The following is a 16,793-nucleotide window of genomic DNA, read 5'->3' on the forward strand; positions in this document are numbered from 1 at the left end:
CGGCGCGCATCCCATGCGGCCTTCGCCATCCCTGTGCTTCCTCGCCGCGCATTCTCGCGCTGTCTTGTTGTCCAATGCTGCGCCGGGAGCGGCCGCTACGTCGAGCACTGATTGATGCAGCAACCATAACCGCAGGCTATGGTAAGGCATGTTCAATCTTCGCCAGCTCGAAATATTCCGCGCGGTTATGATCGCCGGCAGTCTCACCGGCGCCGGCCGGCAATTGCAGATGTCACAGCCCGCCGTCTCGAAGGCGGTCCGGCGCATGGAGGATCTCGTTGGGTTTGCGCTCTTCCAGCGCGGCAAAGGGCGGGCCCAGCCCACGCCCGAGGCGCTCAATCTCTTTCGCGAGGTCGAGAAGGTGTTTCACTCGGTCGGCATCGTCGAGAAATACGCGCGCGACCTGAAGGAGTCGAAGGCCGGCGTGCTGACGCTGGCGTGCACGCCGACGCTCTCCTGCAGCTTCGTCGCCGATGCGATCGCGCGCTTCCGGCGTGAGCGGCCGCGCGTGCGGATCTGGCTGCAGATCGCCAAGACAAAGGAGATTCTCGATCTCGCCAGCAGCGGGCAGATCGACCTTGGCGTGATCTTCACGCCCGGTGACCATGCCGGAGCGGTGACGATACCGCTATTCACGACGTCATTGGTCTGCGTGATGGCACCCGGGCATCCATTGGCCGAACGGGTCGAGATCCGGCCTGGCGATCTCGCCGAGGAGGCGATCATCACCAACATCCAGAGCGAGCCGATCCACGAGCTGCTCGGAGAGGCCTTCCGAACCGTCGACCTCGATCGGCAGGTGATGGTCGGCAGCAATCATACGATCAGCGCCTGCGCCCTGGCGATGAAGGGCTGCGGCATTGCGATTGTCGAGCCGATGGGGGTGGCGGAGATTTTTCCGCAAGCCGTGCAGCGCCGGTTCTCGCCGGAAGTCGCGGTCATGCCGCGTATCGTCCACGCACGCCACATCGCGCTCTCGCGCACCGCTCGCGCCTTCCTCGCCGTGCTGCAGGAAGAGGCGGCGCCACACGGTGCCTCAAAGCTTCGGCAGCTCGACCCGGATGTGATCACCTAATGCCCTCGCAACTGCGGATGGCCGCTGGTCGGCGAATTCCAGCGCGATGCCGATCTTCGGGAGCGGCGGCAGGCCGGCGCAAACAACGTGGAGATCGGGCGGAACGGCCGTCCGGGTCAGGACGCTGATGGCGTGGCCGGAGCGGGCGATCGCGATGAGACCGGCCAGGCTGTTGCTGGCGAAGGCGATCCTGTAGCGCCGGGTGACCGCTTCCATGGCATCGCAGGCGGCCCGATAGTCGAGCGTCATCGGCGCCGAGAGCGCCAACGGCAGAATGGCGTGGCGCAGAAGCGCGGGCTCCGCCTTGTTGGCGACCCAGACGAAGCGCTCCTCCCGGACAACCTCGCCGCTCGTCACGTCCGGCACCGAAACGAGTGCCATCTCGATCTGCCGGCGGTGCAGCAGCGGGCGCAGCTCCGAGGTCGGCGCGCAAACCATGCGCAGCTCGACCTCCGGGTGGAGGGCGCAAAAGCCGCGCAACAGATCGGGCAGGAACGCAATCGAGTAGTCCTCCGGGCAACCAAGGCTCAGCGAGCCGCCAAGGCCCGTTCCGCACATCTCGGCGAGGATCTCGTCATGCCGCGCGAGCAGGCTCTCCGCATGCGCCAGGAGCGTGTGACCGGCCGTCGTCAAGCGCACGCCTGAGCCGCTCCGGTGCAGGATCGGCTGGCCGATCAACTCCTCGAGGCGCTGCATCTGCATGCTCAGCGCCGATTGCGTCCGCCCGACCTGCAGCGAGGCGAGGCTGATCGAGCCCGCCCGCGCGACGATGGTGAAATTCCTGAGCAAGGCGAGATCGAGCGTCGGCATGGCATCAAATCTTTCGATATCGGATTGAAGAAGTATCAATTTGCCTGCTGGCGCAAGGGCCGCTAGCGCTCTGGAACGGCGATTGCAGAGGCGCCGGACGAGAGGAGAAGCCGATGTCGCTCAATGCCGATCCCGCGTTCTGGGCCGCCGCCAGGAAGCATCTGACCCGCTATGGACCGAGCTTCGAATCGATCATCGTCGAACGCGCCGAGGGCTCCTTCGTCTATGATGCCGATGGCCGCGGCATCCTCGACTTCACGTCCGGGCAAATGAGCGCCGTGCTCGGCCATACCCATAAGGACATCGTCGCGACGGTCGACCGGCAGATGGCGTCGGTCGCGCATCTCTTCAGCGGCATGCTCTCGCGGCCGGTGGTGACGCTGGCCGAGCGGCTGGCGGCGCTGGCGCCTGGCCTAGACCGGGTCCAGCTCCTCACGACCGGGGCGGAGTCGAATGAGGCGGCCATCCGCATGGCCAAGCTGGTGACGGGCGGGCACGAGGTCGTCGCCTTCGCGCAGAGCTGGCACGGGATGACGGGCGCGGCCGCATCGGCGACCTATAGCGCCGGTCGACGCGGCTACGGGCCGGCCGCGGCGGGTTCCTTCGTGATCCCCGCGCCTAACTCCTATCGCCCGCGCTTCAAGCACGCTGATGGCAGCAATGACTGGCAGGCCGAGCTTGACGACGCCTTCGAGCTGATCGATCGCCAGTCGACCGGCAATCTCGCGGCGTTCATCGCCGAGCCCATCCTGTCGAGCGGCGGCATATTGGAGCTTCCCCTGGGCTACCTCGCCGCGCTGAAGCGCAAATGCGAGGAGCGCGGCATGCTGCTCGTCCTCGATGAGGCGCAGACCGGTGTCGGCAGGACCGGCCACATGTTCGCCTTCCAGCGCGACGGCGTGACGCCGGACATCATGACGCTATCGAAGACGCTCGGCGCCGGCCTGCCGCTCGCCGCGGTGATGACGACGGAGGCGATCGAGCAGAAGGCGTTCGAACGCGGCTTCCTGTTCTACACCACCCATGTCTCCGATCCGCTGACGGCGGCGGTCGGCGTGACCGTTCTCGACGTGGTCGAGCGCGACGGCCTCGTCGCGCAGGCCGGAGAGCGTGGTGACAGGCTGAAGCAGGGGCTGCTCGCGCTCCAGCAGAAATACGAATGCGTCGGCGACGTGCGCGGGCGCGGGCTGCTGCTCGGGCTCGAGATCGTCACCGACAGGCAGAGCAAGGCACCGGGTTTCGAGCTCGGCGCGCAGATCATGGACGAGGCCATGCGCAGGGGCCTGAGCATGAACATCGTCAAGCTGCCCGGCATGGGCGGCGTCTTCCGCCTGGCGCCGCCGCTGACGGTCTCGCATGCCGAGATCGACCAGGGACTGGCGATCATGTCGGATGCCATCGAGGCTGCCAGCCGAACTCGGTGAGAGCCGACGCACGACGTCTCGGCTTGGTGGATGCCGACTTGCCGGCGGCGACCAGGTTCCGCATCCGGCCGCTGCTTCGCACCGTCAACGGGCAGCAGCCGGAGAGCGCCTTCGTCACGTCGCCGCGAGGCGGGCCGTGGGCTGAGCGGGAAAAGGCTTGAACGTCGCAAGGACCAGCGTAGCCGCCAGCCCCAGGCCCCAGGAGCCGACATACATCGGCGCATAGGTGCCGAACGTGTCGTAGATCAGGCCGCCGAGCAAAGGCCCGGTGGACATGCCCAGGCTTCCTGCCATCGCGGTTCCGCCGATGATCGTGCCCATCATTCTCATCGGGAAATTCTCGCGGATGATCACCGCATAGAGCGGCATCGTGCCGGCATAAATGAATCCGACCACCACGGCCACGGCGTAGAAGCCGCCGAGTTGGCCGACGGAGGCATAGGCGAGAACGCCGAAGGCCTGCGCCAGCAAACCCGCCACGAGGACGCGCTGCGCCCCGAAACGGTCTCCCGCAAGGCCGAAGCCGATGCGTCCGAACATGCCGGCCAGACCCTCGACACTTTAGATCGAGACCGCCACGACCATCGGAATGCCGCAGGTGACGGCGTAGCTGACTGTGTGGAAGATCGGGCCGGAATGCGTGGCGCAGCAGAAAAAATTCGCCAGCATCAGCGTGATGAATTGCGGCGACCGCACCGCCTGGCCGACGCTCATCTCCGAGGTCGCCGCCGCGTCCGTGCTCTCGGCCGCGGCCTTGTTCGTCATGGGTGGCCGGCGCACGAGCAAGGCCGCCGGTATCATGATGACGGCGGCCATGCCGGCGATGATCAGCATTGCTGCGCGCCAATCGTGAATCGTGACCAGCCAGGCCGCCAGCGGCGCCATGGTCATCGGCGCCATGCCCATGCCTGCCGAAACCAGCGAAACGGCGAGCGCACGCTGCTCGTCGAACCAGCCGGTGACGCAGGCCATCATCGGCGCGAAGATCGCCGCGGTCGCGGCACCCACCAACAGGCCGAACAACAGCTGGAATTCGACGAGCGAGTCCGCCCGGCTGGCCAGCGCCAAGCTCGCAGCCAGTGTGATCGAGCCGGTCAGGATCACAGGCCGCGGGCCGAACCGGTCGGACAGGCCGCCCCAGACCATGCTTGCCGCCGCCATGGCGAGGAAGCCGATCGTCATGGCGCTGGAGAGGCCGGTGACGGACCAGCCTGTATCCTGCGACATCGGACGCAGGAAGACGGGCAGTGAGAACATCGCACCGACCGCGACGCAGCCGAGCAATCCGCCGGCTGCAACGATCACCCAGCGATAGGACAAGGCCATGCCGATCTCCTCCGGCGCGCGAGGCGCCGGCTTTCGATGTCGCATGCGAAGCACGGGATGGACTTCAGCGCCCCGAGATCAGCCCTGCGGCGGCTTCCAGTCGGCCGACGGGATCGTGTTGACCATCCAGGGAACGCCGAACTTGTCGATCAGCGAGCCGAAGCCGGGCGACCAGAAAGTCTCGCCGAAAGGCATCCCCACCTTGCCGCCCTCGGACAATTGATCGAACCAACGCTGGCCCTGCGCCTTGTCCTGGCTGTGCAGGGTGACATCGAAGCCGTTCTTGGGCTTCTCGATATTGGGAGCCCAGTTGGTGTCCATGTCCGCGCCCATCAGCGCCTGGTCGCCGACCTCCAGCCAGCAATGCATCAGCCAGGTCTTGTACTTGTCGTCGGTGATCGGCATGCCGGGAGGCGCGTCGCCATAGGGAAACGCAGCTGTGATCTTGCCGCCGAGGACCTTGGCGTAGAATTCGAAGGCCTCCCGGCATTGCCCCTGAAAGCTCAGGCTGGTCACGATCTTCATGGTCATCTCCTTTATCAAGGCGTCGCCGCCGACCGGGCTGGCGGAATCGTTGCGATGTCCGGCGACCGAGCCATGATGGATCGATCACCGGATGGCGATGGGGCTCGCCCGATCTGGGTTGATATCAACGTATAACCTCGAACAATGTCAATTGCCCTGATGCATTTGCAAATGGGCGTCCGAGTGCGCTGCGGATTTCTCAGTCGGCCCTGCCGCGGGCCTCGACATGCCACAGGGCGATCAATCGATCGCCGCTCGCGACGTGCAGGAAATCGTGAAGATTGATCGTCGGGTCGCAATGCGGGACGGTGCATTCGACCACCGTGCCGATCGGCAATGGGCCCTGCCCTTCCCGAGGAAGGATGCGACCGAATTCGTCGCCGCACCATTCGATCCGCCCGACCAGCTCGCCTCCGAGGAAGACACGCGGCGGCGGACCGTCGAGCGCGAAGCTCTTGCTGCCGCCGTCCGTGATGGCGAAGCCGAGCGAGCTGTGCCCGATCACGGTGACGGCGATGCGGAGCGCCGGCTCGAACTCCGGTCCGCCCTGCCCGTGCATGTCGACGCTGTTATAAGCCTCGTCCATGAAGACATAGGAGCCGGCCTGGATCTCGGTCAGCAGTTGCTCCTCGCCGTCGAGGAGATGGCTGCCGGTGCCGCCGCCCGAGACGACCTGCGGTTCGAAGCCGGCCTGGCGCAGCGCCGCGATCATGGCTGCGAGCAGCCGGCCCATCTCCTGATTGGCAGCCCGGCGTGCAGCGAAATCGTCGATATGCTGGACCCGGCCCTGATAGGCCTGGACGCCGCGATAGCGCAGCCCGTCCACCCCCGAAACGAGCTTCGCCAGGTCGACCGCCTCGGCCGGCGTCGCGACGCCGCTGCGCCTCAGCCCGACATCCAGGTCGATCAGCACGTCGAGGACCGCGCCGTGTCGCCTTGCCGCCTCGCCATAGGCGATGGCGAGATCGGCACGATCGACCACCACCCCGATCCGGCCACCGGCCGCTGCGGCGCGCGCCAGCGCATCGATCTTCGTCGGGCTGGCGATCGGAGCGCTGAGCAGCAGGTCGCGGATGCCGCCCTCGAACAGCGCCAGCAGTTCGCCGGGCTTGGCGCAGCAGATGCCGAGCGCACCCGCCGCCATCTGCTGGCGGGCGATCTCCGCGCATTTATGCGATTTCGCATGGGGCCGGACAGCGAGCCCAGCCTTGCGACAGGTCTCGGCGAGCAGTGCGATGTTCCGCTCGAACAGATCGAGATCGAGCACCGCCGCGGGGGTCTCGAGCCGGAACCGGCTGCCGGCTTCGCCAACGAGCTTCTGGTTGAGCGCCGCTGCGCCGAAAGGAGCGAGGGTCACGCGCGCGCCTCCATCATGTCCGCGCGCAGGCGCTGCGTTTCCTCCAGGTCAATCGAGGCCCCGTCCCGCGCGAGCACCACGCCATAGTCCCGTGCCGCGCCCGCGCTCGTGATCTTGCCTTCGAGCAGATCGTCGGCGACCCGGCCGATTTCGCGCTTGAAGGCGTCGCCGTAGCCGCCGCCACCGGCACCGGTCAGGCGGAACACGTCGCCGATGCCGGCGGTGAAGCTCTCCATCGGCATGGTCGGCAATTGCACGGCAGAACCATCGGCCCGCATCAGCAGATGCGCCGAGGGCGCACCGACGGCTCCCCCCTCGAAGCCGAAGGGCGGATGGTCGCGCCGGTCCCCGCGCAAGACAAAACGGGCCGGCGCGAGGAAACGGAACTCGCGGACGAAGGCGAGCCCGCCGCGGAATTCGCCGGGACCACCGGAATCCGGCACGAGCCCGTAGCGCAGCACCTCGACCGGCATGTCGGTCTCGATCATCTCGATCGGCTGGTTCGACAGATTGGCGGCGGGGTTGGAGATGCCCTCGATGCCGTCTTTGCCGGCGCGCGCGCCCCAGGTGCCGACGACCATCTCGTTCAGCACGAAGGAGCGCCCCTCATGCGTACCGCCGGCCGCGAGCAGATAGGGCCCGCCCTCGGAGCCGCCGATGGCGCGCTCCGGCACGACCTGGGCCAGCGCCTGCATGATCGCATCGAAGACGCGGTAGCCGACGACGCCGCGCGCGCCGCAGGCCGCCGGATAACGCGGGTTGACGAGGCAGCCCTCGGGCGCCCGCACCGTGATCGGCCTGAGATAGCCCTCGCAATTCGGGATGTCCTGCTGCGACAGGCAGCGGATCGCGCAGAAAGCGGCCGATTCCGGCAGGGATATCGGGCAATTGATCGAAGCCGCGACCTGCCCGGCCGTGCCGTCGAAATCGATGTCGATCGTGTCATCCGAGACCGTCACCGTAGCGACGATGGCGAGCGGTTCGGGCTTTTCGCCGACGCCGTCGATATAGTCGTAGGCGCGGTAGACCCCGTTCGGCAGCGCGCGGATGACATCGCGCATCATCGCCTCCGCATGGTCGTGCAACGCGTCGATATAGGCGTCGAGCGTTGCGGCGCCGTAGCGCCTGACCAGCGCCCGCAAGCCTTCTTCGGCGACGTTGCAGGCGGCGATCTGCGCGCGGATATCGCCGAGCACCTCGACCGGCGAACGGGTATTCGCCTCGATGATGCGGAACACGGCCTCGACCGGCTCGCCGCCCTCGTAGAGCTTGATCAGCGGCAGGCGCAGGCCTTCCTGCTGAATCTCCGTCGCGTAGATCGCGACGCTGCCCGGCACGATACCGCCGAGATCGGTGTGATGCGCCACCGTGGCGGCGAAGCCCGAAAGGCGTCCGTCGACGAAGATCGGCTTGAGGATATAGACATCCGGCAGATGCTGGCCGCCGGAGCCGTAGGGATCGTTGGCGATCAGGATGTCGCCGGGCCGCAGCGTGCCGCCGAAGCGCTCGCGCACGAAGCCCATGATGCGCGGGAACGAGCAGAGCTGGATCGGCAAGGTCAGCCCCTGCGCGATCACGCGGCCCTGCGCGTCGCAGAGCGCGGTCGAGTAATCCATGATGTCGCGCACCACCGGCGAATAGGCCGAGCGCATCACGATCAGCGCCATCTCGTCGGCGGTCGAGGCGAGCGCATTGCGGATCACCTCGAGCGTGATCGGGTCTATCTCTCGCGCGCTCATGCGGCCTCCAGGGCGATATCGATATTGCCGGCCTCGTCGAGCCGCGCGGTCTGGTCGGGGCCGACGACGCAGGTGCAGTCGTATTCCTCGATGACGAAAGGGCCGCGCCGGGCGATGCCGTCGAGATCGGCTCGGCCGATCACCGCGATCGCGGCCGAGGACCTGGCCGCGTCGAAGGCGACGATCCGGTCGTTGCGGCGCATTGGCGGCTCCGCCGCGAATTGCTGCCTCGGCGCGACGAGCGGCATTCGTACAGTCAGCCGGGCATTGACGAGATGGACCTGGTCCTTCTGCGAGCGATGGCCATAGGTGCGCTCGTGCTCCCGATGGAACAGCTCGGCCAGCTCCGCGACTGCAAAACGCCTGGCCGGCACGGTGAGCTCATAGGCCTGCCCGACATAGCGAAGATCGGCCGCGTGGCGGAACTCGGCCTGCGCGAGATCATAGCCTTCAAGCGCCAGGATGCGCGTTGCATCCTCGGTCAGCTCGCCGAAGAGCTGTCCCAGTCCGGCATCGTCCAGTTCCCCCGCGCGCCGCCGCGAGGGCCGCACGAATTCCTGCTCGACATCCGAGCGCAGCAGGCCGAGCGCGCTGAACACACCCGCGGCGCGCGGGATGACCACGCGCCTGATCCCGAGCGCCCTCGCGACCTCGGCCGCGACGACCGGGCCATTGCCGCCGAACGCGACCAGCGTCGCCTGGCGCGGGTCGCGGCCGCGATAGGTCGAGACCGCCTTGACCGCGCGCGTCATCGTCGTCACCGCGAGCGTGAGCACGCCGCGTGCCGTCTGCGTCAGGTCGAGACCGAGCGGGCGGGCGACCTGGTCGTTGAGCGCGGCGCGCCCGGCCTCGGCCTTGAGCGGAAAGCTGCCGCCGGCGAGCGCGACATCGTTGATGTAGCCGAGCGTCAGAAAGGCGTCGGTGAGGGTGGCCTGTTGGCCGCCGAGCCCGTAGCAGACCGGGCCGGGATAGGCGCCGGCGCTTTGCGGGCCGACCGAGACCTGGTTCATCCGGTCGATCGCGACGATGCTGCCGCCGCCGGCGCCGATCTCGGAAACGTCGATGAAGGGCATCTTGATCGGGTAGCCGCCGCCCTTGACCAGCTTGCTCGACAGGTTGATGCCGGCGCCAACCTCGTATTCGGTGGTGCGGGCCGGCTCGCCATGCTCGATCAGTGCCGCCTTGGCCGTGGTGCCGCCCATGTCGAAGGAGATGATGCTGGGCTCCGCGCCGCCGGAAACCAGCCTCGCGCAGGCGATGACGCCGGCCGCCGGCCCGGATTCGACCAGCGACGCCGCCCGTTTCACCGCCGAGCCCAGCCGCATGATGCCGCCGCCGGAATGCATCATCTCGACCTGGCAGGTCACGCCGATCGAGGCGAGCCGCGCCGTCAGCGCGCTGGCATAGTTGCGCACGACGGGGCCGATATAGGCGTTCACCACGACCGTGCTGGTGCGCTCGTATTCGCGGATCTCCGGCAGGATCTCGGAGCCGCGGCAGATATAGACCTCCTCCCCGAGCTCCTCGCGCAGGATGGCCTCGGCCGCGATCTCATGCTCCGGATTGGCATAGGCGTGCAGGAAGCTGATCGCGACCGCCTCGACCTTGGCCTCGCGGAAGCGCCGCGCCGCCTCGCGCACATCCTCCTCGGAAAGCGGAATGCGCACCGAGCCATCGGCCGCAAGCCGCTCGCGCGCCTCCAGCCGCAGATGCCGCGCCGCCAGCGGCTTCGGCTTGTCGTATTGCAGGTCGTAGAGCACCGGGATGCGCAGCCGCCGCATCTCAAGAACGTCGCGGAAGCCCTCGGTCGTCAGCAGGCCGGTGCGGGCGCCCTTGTATTCGAGGATCGCATTGGTCGCGACCGTGGTCGCATGGACGATGCCGGTGATCCGGTCCGGCGTCGTCTGGAATTCCTCGACCAGCGACTTGATCGCGAGGGCGATACCGCGGCTGTAATCATCCGGCGTCGAGGGCACCTTGCGTGTCTCGACCAGGCCGTCGTCGCGCGCGACCACGACATCGGTGAAGGTCCCGCCGATATCGATGCCGATCCTGTAGCTATGCTGCACCATGGAACTCGTCTCGGGTTTGGGAGGTGGCCGCGGCGGCGCGCATGGCGTCCGGCTGGCCTGGAGAGCGCCGGCCGGCGATGCCCTTGGGCACCGCCGCGATCAGGAGCTTGGTGTAGGGGTGGGTCGGCTGGTCGAGCACGTCGAGGCAGGCGCCCTGCTCGACGATCTCGCCCTTCCGCATCACGATGATCCGCGTGCAGAGCGTGCGCACCAGCGCGAGATCATGGCTGATGAAGAGCAGGGTGAGCCCAAGCTCCCGCGTCAGGCGCGAGAGCAGGTTGATGACCTGCGCCTGCAGGGAGACGTCGAGCGAGGAGACCGGCTCGTCGGCGATCAGGAGGTCCGGCTGCATCGCGAGCGCGCGGGCCAGGCCGACGCGCTGGCGCTGGCCGCCGGAGAGTTCGTGCGGCAGGCGGGGAGCCATTTCCGGGCCGAGGCCGACCAAGGTCAGCAGCGCCAGCGCCTCCTGCCCGCGTTCGACGCGCGGCACACCGCGCAACGCCAGCGTTTCCGTCAGGCAGCGCCCGATCGTCTTGCGCGGATTGAGCGCGCTGCTCGAATCCTGGAACACCATCTGGATACGACGGCGCCACGGCCCGCCATGATCGCGCATCAGCGCCGAGAGCGGCTCGCCATCGAGCAGCACCTCGCCCGAGCTTGGCCTTGCCAGCCCGACCGCGAGGTTCGCCAGCGTCGACTTGCCCGAGCCGCTCTCGCCGACGATGCCGACGACGTCGCCGCGGGCGATCTCGAGCGAGACGTCGTCGAGCGCGACGAAGCGGGTTTCGCGGCCGAGCAGCCGGTCGACCAGGCCGCCCTGCGGGAAGGATTTCGTCACATTGCGCAACGAGAGGAGCGGGCCGGTCATTGCGGCCTCCAGCAGGCGACGCGACGCGAGGCCTCGCCGACCATCTCGGGCATTTCGCTGGCGCAGGGCTCGACCGCGCGTGGGCAGCGCGGCGAGAAGGGGCAGCCAGCCGGCATGCGCCCGAGGCGCGGCGGCGCGCCCTCGATGGCGACGAGCGGGCCGACCGGGCCGACCAGGCTCGGCACGCAAGCCCTGAGCAGGCGCGTGTAGGGATGGCGCGGCGCAAGCTCGATCGCCTCGACCGGGCCGTCCTCGACGACCTTGCCGCCATACATCACCACGACCCGGTCGACGATTTCCGAGACGAGCTGGAGATTATGCGAGATGAAGATCACGGCGATGCCGAGATCGCGCCGCAGCTCGGCGATCAGGTCGACGATCTGCGCCTGCACGGTGACGTCGAGCGCGGTGGTCGGCTCATCGGCGATCAGCAGGCGCGGCTGGCAGGCGATCGCCATCGCGATCAGCGCGCGCTGGCGCATGCCACCGGAGAATTCGTGCGGATAGGCGTCGAGCCGTCTGGCCGCATCGCGAATGCCGACCCGCTCCAGCGCCTCGGCCGCGATCCGTCTCGCCTGGCCGGCGGATACCTGCTGGTGGGCGCGCACCACGTCGGTGATCTGGCGCCCGATGGTCAAGGCCGGGTTGAGCGAGCTCTGCGGATCCTGGAAGACCATGGCGATGTCACGACCACGAACGGCACGCATGCGGGCCTCGCCGACCTGCAGCAGATCCGCGCCGTCGAAGATCACGCGCCCGCCGGTGGCGCGTGCCGGCGAAGCGAGCAGGCGCATCACGGCCAGCATGCTCAGGCTCTTGCCCGACCCGGATTCGCCGACGATTCCGACCGCCTCGCCCGGCGCGATCGCAAAATCGACGCCGCGCACCGCCTCGATCACACCACCATTGGCGCCGCGGAAACCGACGCGCAGGCCCTCGATGCTGAGCAGGCTCATGCGACCAGTGTCCTGGCTTCGCTGCGCGGGTCGAACAGGTCGCGCACCGCATCGCCCAGGAGGTTGAAGCCGATCACGGTCAACGAGATCGCGAGGCCCGGGAAGACCGGCAGCCACCATTCGCCGGAATAGATCGCGTTGCGGGCATCCGAGAGCATCGTGCCCCAGCTCGGGGCCGGCGGCTGCACGCCCAGCCCCACGAAGCTGATCGAAGCCTCGACGACGATGCCGATGGCGACCAGGAGCGTCGCCTGGACGATGATCGGCGACAGGCAATTGGGCAGGATATCGCCGAGCACGATGTCCCAGTGGGACGCACCCTGGAGATAGCGCGCTTTGACGTAGTCGGCGCCGACGATGCGCTTGGCCACGGCATAGGTGATGCGGGCGAAGACCGGCGAGAACAGGCAGCCGACGAGCACGACGATCTTGAACTCGTTCGGCAGGACCAGAGGGCCGACCGGGAGCGGGCCGACACCGAGGATGCCGACGATGGCGATGGCCCAGACGAGAAGCGGAATGGAGGCGATGCCATCGACCAGGCGCATCGTGATCTGCTCGCCGAGTCCGCCCTTATAGGCCGCGAACAGCCCGGCGGAGACGCCAAGCAGCGCGCCGATCGTGACGGCACCGATGCCGACGGCGAGCGAGGCGCGCGCGCCGAAGATGATGCGGCTGAGCACGTCGCGGCCCGCCTGGTCGGTGCCGAGCCAATGCGCTGCGTCAGGTGCGCTCAACCTGTCCTCGACCGACAGCGCGATCGGGTCATAGGGCGCGATCAGCGGCGCGAAGACCGCGGCCAGGACGATGCAAATCACGATCGCGGCCCCTAACCAGCCGGTCCAGTCGATGGCGCGCAGGGCGGGGCCGAACCGGTTCATGCCGCCGCCCTCTGGCGCGGGTCGAGCACCCGGTTGAGCAGGTCGGCTCCGAGATTGGCGAAGACGAAGATGGTGGTGAACAGGAAGACGATGCCCTGCAGCAGCAGGAAATCGCGCTGCGAGATCGCGTTGAGCAGGGCGCGCGACAGGCCGGGCACGTTGAAGACCTGCTCGATGATCAGGGCCCATCCGAACATGTATCCGAACGAGAGCGCCGCGAGATTGACCACCGGCGGCAGCGCGTTGATGAGCGCATAGAACACGACCTGCCGGGACGAGAGGCCCATGGCGCGGGCGGTGCGGACATAGTCGCCGCGCAAGGTCTCCTGCAGGCTCGCCTGCGTCATCCGGGCGAGCACCGCGACATAGTAGACCGCGAGCGAGACGGCCGGCATCAGGATGGTCTGGAGATGCGCTGCAAGCCCGGCCGAGAGGGGCGCATAGCCACCTGGCGGCAGCCAGCGCAGGTCGACCGCAATGAAGCGGATCAGCACGATGCCGAGCCAGAAGGCCGGGATCGACAGGCCCAGCACCGAAAAGAAGCGGCTCAGCCGGTCGAAGACGCCGGCGGGCCGCAGCGCCGCGAGGATGCCGATGCCGACGCCGAGGATCACGGCGATGGCGAAGGCGAAGAGCACGATCGAGAGCGTCACCGGCAGCGCGTTCACGATCTCGGCCGCGACGTCGCGGCCGGTGACGAAGGACTTGCCGAAATCACCGCGCAGCACATCGCCGAGCCACTTGCCGTATTGCGTGAGGAACGGCTGGTCGAGGCCGTGCGCCTGCTCGAACTGCGCGATCTGCTCGGCATTGGCGTCGGCGCCGAGCACGATCCGGGCCGGGGAGCCCGGACCGGAACGCGTCAGCGCGAACAGCGCCAGTCCGACGAAGAGCAGCGTGCCGATCGACGAGATGATCCGGCCTGCAACGAGGCGAAGCATGGGCTTCGAGGTCCTAGGTCACGACATGTTGCGGTTGGCTCGTTCGAATCATCCCGGCCGCGGCGCAGTGGAGCGCCGGGATCCATCGTCGAGTGCCGAAGCCCTGCGACGGATCCCTGATCGGCGCGGCTCGGCCGCTTGTCCGGGATGACGCTCGAACGACTGCTCCTTCAGACTTTCACCTCGCCGACGCTCATGGTCAGCGCCTGGTTGACCTTGAAGTCCTGCACGCCCTGGCGCCAGAGATTGGAGGCATGGACGAAGCCGAGCACGCCGATAGGCGCGTCCTTGGCCATGACCATCTGCATCTTGCCGTAGATCTCCTTCAGCTTGGCCTGTTCGGTCTCGGCGAAGGCCGCCGCCATCAGCGCGGCGAGCTCGGGATTGTCGTAGCCCGTGCTCTTGGACAGGAACTGCCCGGGGATCACCGTGTTGGCGACGATGTAGGTCGGCTCGCCCGGCGACATGAAGACCTGCATTGCCATCTGGTGCTCGCCGCGGGCGATTTGCTGGATCAGCACCGAGAACTCGTAGACCTTGAGGTTGATCTTCACGCCGATCTTGGCGAGCTGCGCCTGCAGGAAGATCGCCGCGTCCTTGGTATCGAGCAGATAGGGCTCGGCCTGGATGCTGATGTCGATCTCCGCGCCGTTCGGATATTTCGACTTGGCCAGGAATTCCTTGGCTCGGTCGAGATCGAAGGCGAGTTCCTTGTCGGCCTCGGGGTTGAACCACCAGCCGCGCGGCGGCGCGAGCACGCCGGTTGGGTCGAGCAGCCCGTAATAGACCTTGTCGGCAATCGTCTTGCGATCGATGGCGCAGGAGAGCGCCTTGCGGAAATTCACGTCGTCGAGCGGCGGCTTCAGGGTATTGGTGAACATCAGGAGAGCGCCGCCCAGGGTCGGACGCGAGGCCCCAGTGACGTTCGGCATGGTCTTCAGTCGGTTGAACTCGCGCGGCGGCGGGGCGCTGATGATGTCGACCTGGCCGGTCAGCAGATAGGCGACGCGGGTCGCGTCCTCCGGGATCATCTTGACGACGAGCCGGTCCCAGGCCGGCAGGCCCTTGCGCCAGTAATTCGGGTTCTTCTTGAAGCTGATGGAGTCGTTCGGCTTCCACTCCTCGAAAATTCCGAAGCCGGTGCCGACGCCTGCGGGCTTCGACTTGAAATAGTCGTCGCCATGCTCCTTGCGCGAGCCGGCCGGGAAGATGCCCATGTATTTGGTGAGGAAATAGACCCATTGGCCATAGGGTTCGGAGAGCTCGAACTGGACCTTGAGCGGGTCGAGCACGGTCACCTTGGCGATCTTGGTGAAGAGCGGCCGGCGCAGCGCCTTGTTGTTGGCGTCGAGCAGGTAATCGAACGAGTATTTAACATCCTCGGCGGTCATCTTCTTGCCGTTGTGGAAGGTGACGTCGTCGCGCAATTCGAACGTATAGGTCTTCTTGTCGGCGGAGATCGTCGGCAGGGCCTTGGCCAATTGTGGCTTCAGCACGCCGTCGGCGTCGTATTCGACGAGGTTCTCGAACACGGTCTGGCCCAGGATCATCGCGTCGTGATTGAGCTGATTGATCGGATCGATCGTGATCGGATTGCTCGGCAGGACGACGGTCAGCGTCTTGCCGTTATTCGGCTGAGCGTAGAGCAAGCTCGAGGGCAGAAGCGAAGCAAGCGCGCCACCGGCGCCGGCGGCAAGGAACTCCCGGCGATTTGTCGGCAGATTGGCCATGTAACATCCCCTTTATATGGCAATGCCTTGGCGGCGCGGGACTTGGCCTTCGCACCGAACCCGATGAGCGTAACATCGCGCCGGCAAGGAATTAAAATAAGAACTCTTGGCCGCTTGATTGTGATTCACTATCGTCTTGCCGATGCGCTACACCTTCGGCCAGGCTGAAGCCTTCTACTGGGTCGCCCGGCTCGGCGGCTTCCGCGCCGCCGCATCGCATCTCAACCTGTCGCAGCCGACGGTGAGCCTCAGGGTCAAGGAGCTCGAGCGCATCCTCGGAGGCGATCTGTTCGACCGGTCGCTCTACCGGCCGGTGCCGACGACGCTGGGCTCCGCGATCTATGCTGATGTCGAGCGGATGCTGGCGCATGCCGAGCAGGTGCAGCGCCACAGCAAGGACGGGCTGCACGGCAAGAGCCTGCTGCGTATCGGCGCCGCCGATTCCTTCGCCGCCGCCATCCTGCCCGATCTGCTTGCCCAGTTGGCTCGCCGCCACGTCGAATTGCAGGTCGACGTCACCGTCGACTTCAGCACGAAGCTCGAACAGCTCCTGCTCGACCGCTCGATCGACATCGCCTTTCTCTCGCAGCCGCGCGTCCATGCGGGGATCACCATCGTCCCGCTTTGGCTGATCGATCTCGTCTGGGTGATCGGCGAGGGATTGCCTTTTCAGGGAAATGTGGCGACGCCGGAGAGCCTCGTCGACCTGCCGATCTTCACCAACAGCTCGCCATCGGGCCTGTTCACCACCATCCAGATGTGGTTCGGCGCGCATGGCCTGAAACCACGCCGACTCAATACCTGCAATCCGCTGACCGTGATCGCGCGCCTCGCCAGCGCCGGAACCGGCGCGGCGATGATCCCGCGCGAGATGATCCACCTGTCAGGCGAGAAGCTGACGCTGCGCGTCCTCGAATCCGATCCGCCGATCCCCTCGCACAATCTCTGCGCGATGTGGTGGAACAACGAATCCGCCGACGAATGCAGCTATCTCGCCAATCTCGCCCGTGACATCGCGACGAAGTGACGGGAGTGGCCGAACTGACCTGGAGCATATTCGAGCGAAGTGGGCACCGGTTCGCGTATAGA

The 16,793-nt window shown here is 66.9% G+C and carries 13 protein-coding genes and 1 pseudogene; 3 read left to right on the forward strand and 11 right to left on the reverse strand.

The genetic code is table 11. The features are described from left to right. Positions 1-148 precede the first annotated feature (148 nt). Complete coding sequence (locus tag EV560_RS10495; RefSeq protein ID WP_131855706.1) at positions 149-1,075, forward strand: LysR substrate-binding domain-containing protein; 927 nt, start codon at positions 149-151, stop codon at positions 1,073-1,075. Here EV560_RS10495 and EV560_RS10500 read toward each other — a convergent pair. After that, positions 1,037-1,885 (reverse strand): LysR substrate-binding domain-containing protein, encoded by an 849-nt coding sequence (locus tag EV560_RS10500; protein WP_131855707.1) that lies wholly within the window; start codon positions 1,883-1,885, stop codon positions 1,037-1,039. The genes EV560_RS10495 and EV560_RS10500 overlap by 39 nt on opposite strands. A gap of 113 nt (positions 1,886-1,998) precedes the next feature. Here EV560_RS10500 and EV560_RS10505 point away from each other — a divergent pair, with 113 nt between their 5' ends. Then, positions 1,999-3,309 carry an aspartate aminotransferase family protein gene (locus EV560_RS10505; RefSeq protein WP_131855708.1) on the forward strand — a complete coding sequence of 437 codons (1,311 nt, stop codon included), beginning with the start codon at positions 1,999-2,001 and terminating at the stop codon, positions 3,307-3,309. 114 nt (positions 3,310-3,423) lie between these two features. On the opposite strand, the pseudogene EV560_RS10510 reads toward EV560_RS10505, so the two are convergent. From EV560_RS10510 to EV560_RS10555, 10 genes and pseudogenes are all read right to left on the reverse strand, one after another. Then, positions 3,424-4,635 (reverse strand): annotated as a pseudogene (locus tag EV560_RS10510) (MFS transporter). 78 nt (positions 4,636-4,713) lie between these two features. Next, the gene (locus EV560_RS10515; RefSeq protein WP_131855709.1) at positions 4,714-5,160 is read right to left on the reverse strand and encodes a VOC family protein; all 447 of its coding nucleotides are present in this window, start codon (positions 5,158-5,160) and stop codon (positions 4,714-4,716) included. Between the two features lie 199 nt (positions 5,161-5,359). After that, positions 5,360-6,517, reverse strand: a complete 1,158-nt coding sequence (locus EV560_RS10520) for a DSD1 family PLP-dependent enzyme (protein WP_131855710.1) — start codon at positions 6,515-6,517, stop codon at positions 5,360-5,362. Further along, complete coding sequence (locus EV560_RS10525) at positions 6,514-8,256, reverse strand: hydantoinase B/oxoprolinase family protein (protein ID WP_131855711.1); 1,743 nt, start codon at positions 8,254-8,256, stop codon at positions 6,514-6,516. Before EV560_RS10525 ends, EV560_RS10520 begins: the two co-directional genes overlap by 4 nt. After that, the gene (locus EV560_RS10530) at positions 8,253-10,328 is read right to left on the reverse strand and encodes a hydantoinase/oxoprolinase family protein (protein ID WP_131855712.1); all 2,076 of its coding nucleotides are present in this window, start codon (positions 10,326-10,328) and stop codon (positions 8,253-8,255) included. The genes EV560_RS10525 and EV560_RS10530 overlap by 4 nt, the downstream gene beginning before the upstream one ends. Next, entirely contained in the window at positions 10,315-11,196 is an 882-nt protein-coding gene (locus EV560_RS10535) for an ATP-binding cassette domain-containing protein (RefSeq protein WP_131855713.1), read from the reverse strand. The genes EV560_RS10530 and EV560_RS10535 overlap by 14 nt, the downstream gene beginning before the upstream one ends. After that, the gene (locus EV560_RS10540; RefSeq protein WP_131855714.1) at positions 11,193-12,152 is read right to left on the reverse strand and encodes an ABC transporter ATP-binding protein; all 960 of its coding nucleotides are present in this window, start codon (positions 12,150-12,152) and stop codon (positions 11,193-11,195) included. The genes EV560_RS10535 and EV560_RS10540 overlap by 4 nt, the downstream gene beginning before the upstream one ends. Then, entirely contained in the window at positions 12,149-13,033 is an 885-nt protein-coding gene (locus EV560_RS10545) for an ABC transporter permease (RefSeq protein ID WP_131855715.1), read from the reverse strand. The genes EV560_RS10540 and EV560_RS10545 overlap by 4 nt, the downstream gene beginning before the upstream one ends. Beyond that, entirely contained in the window at positions 13,030-13,974 is a 945-nt protein-coding gene (locus tag EV560_RS10550; protein WP_131855716.1) for an ABC transporter permease, read from the reverse strand. The genes EV560_RS10545 and EV560_RS10550 overlap by 4 nt, the downstream gene beginning before the upstream one ends. Before the next feature lie 170 nt (positions 13,975-14,144). After that, positions 14,145-15,704, reverse strand: coding sequence for an ABC transporter substrate-binding protein (locus tag EV560_RS10555; protein ID WP_131855717.1), 1,560 nt, complete (start codon positions 15,702-15,704; stop codon positions 14,145-14,147). A gap of 142 nt (positions 15,705-15,846) precedes the next feature. Between EV560_RS10555 and EV560_RS10560 the strand changes: the two genes are divergently transcribed. After that, the gene (locus EV560_RS10560; RefSeq protein WP_248312024.1) at positions 15,847-16,731 is read left to right on the forward strand and encodes a LysR family transcriptional regulator; all 885 of its coding nucleotides are present in this window, start codon (positions 15,847-15,849) and stop codon (positions 16,729-16,731) included. Positions 16,732-16,793 lie beyond the last annotated feature (62 nt).

The sequence above is a fragment of the Allobosea sp. BK604 genome, assembly GCF_004341515.1.
Lineage (GTDB): Bacteria > Pseudomonadota > Alphaproteobacteria > Rhizobiales > Beijerinckiaceae > Allobosea.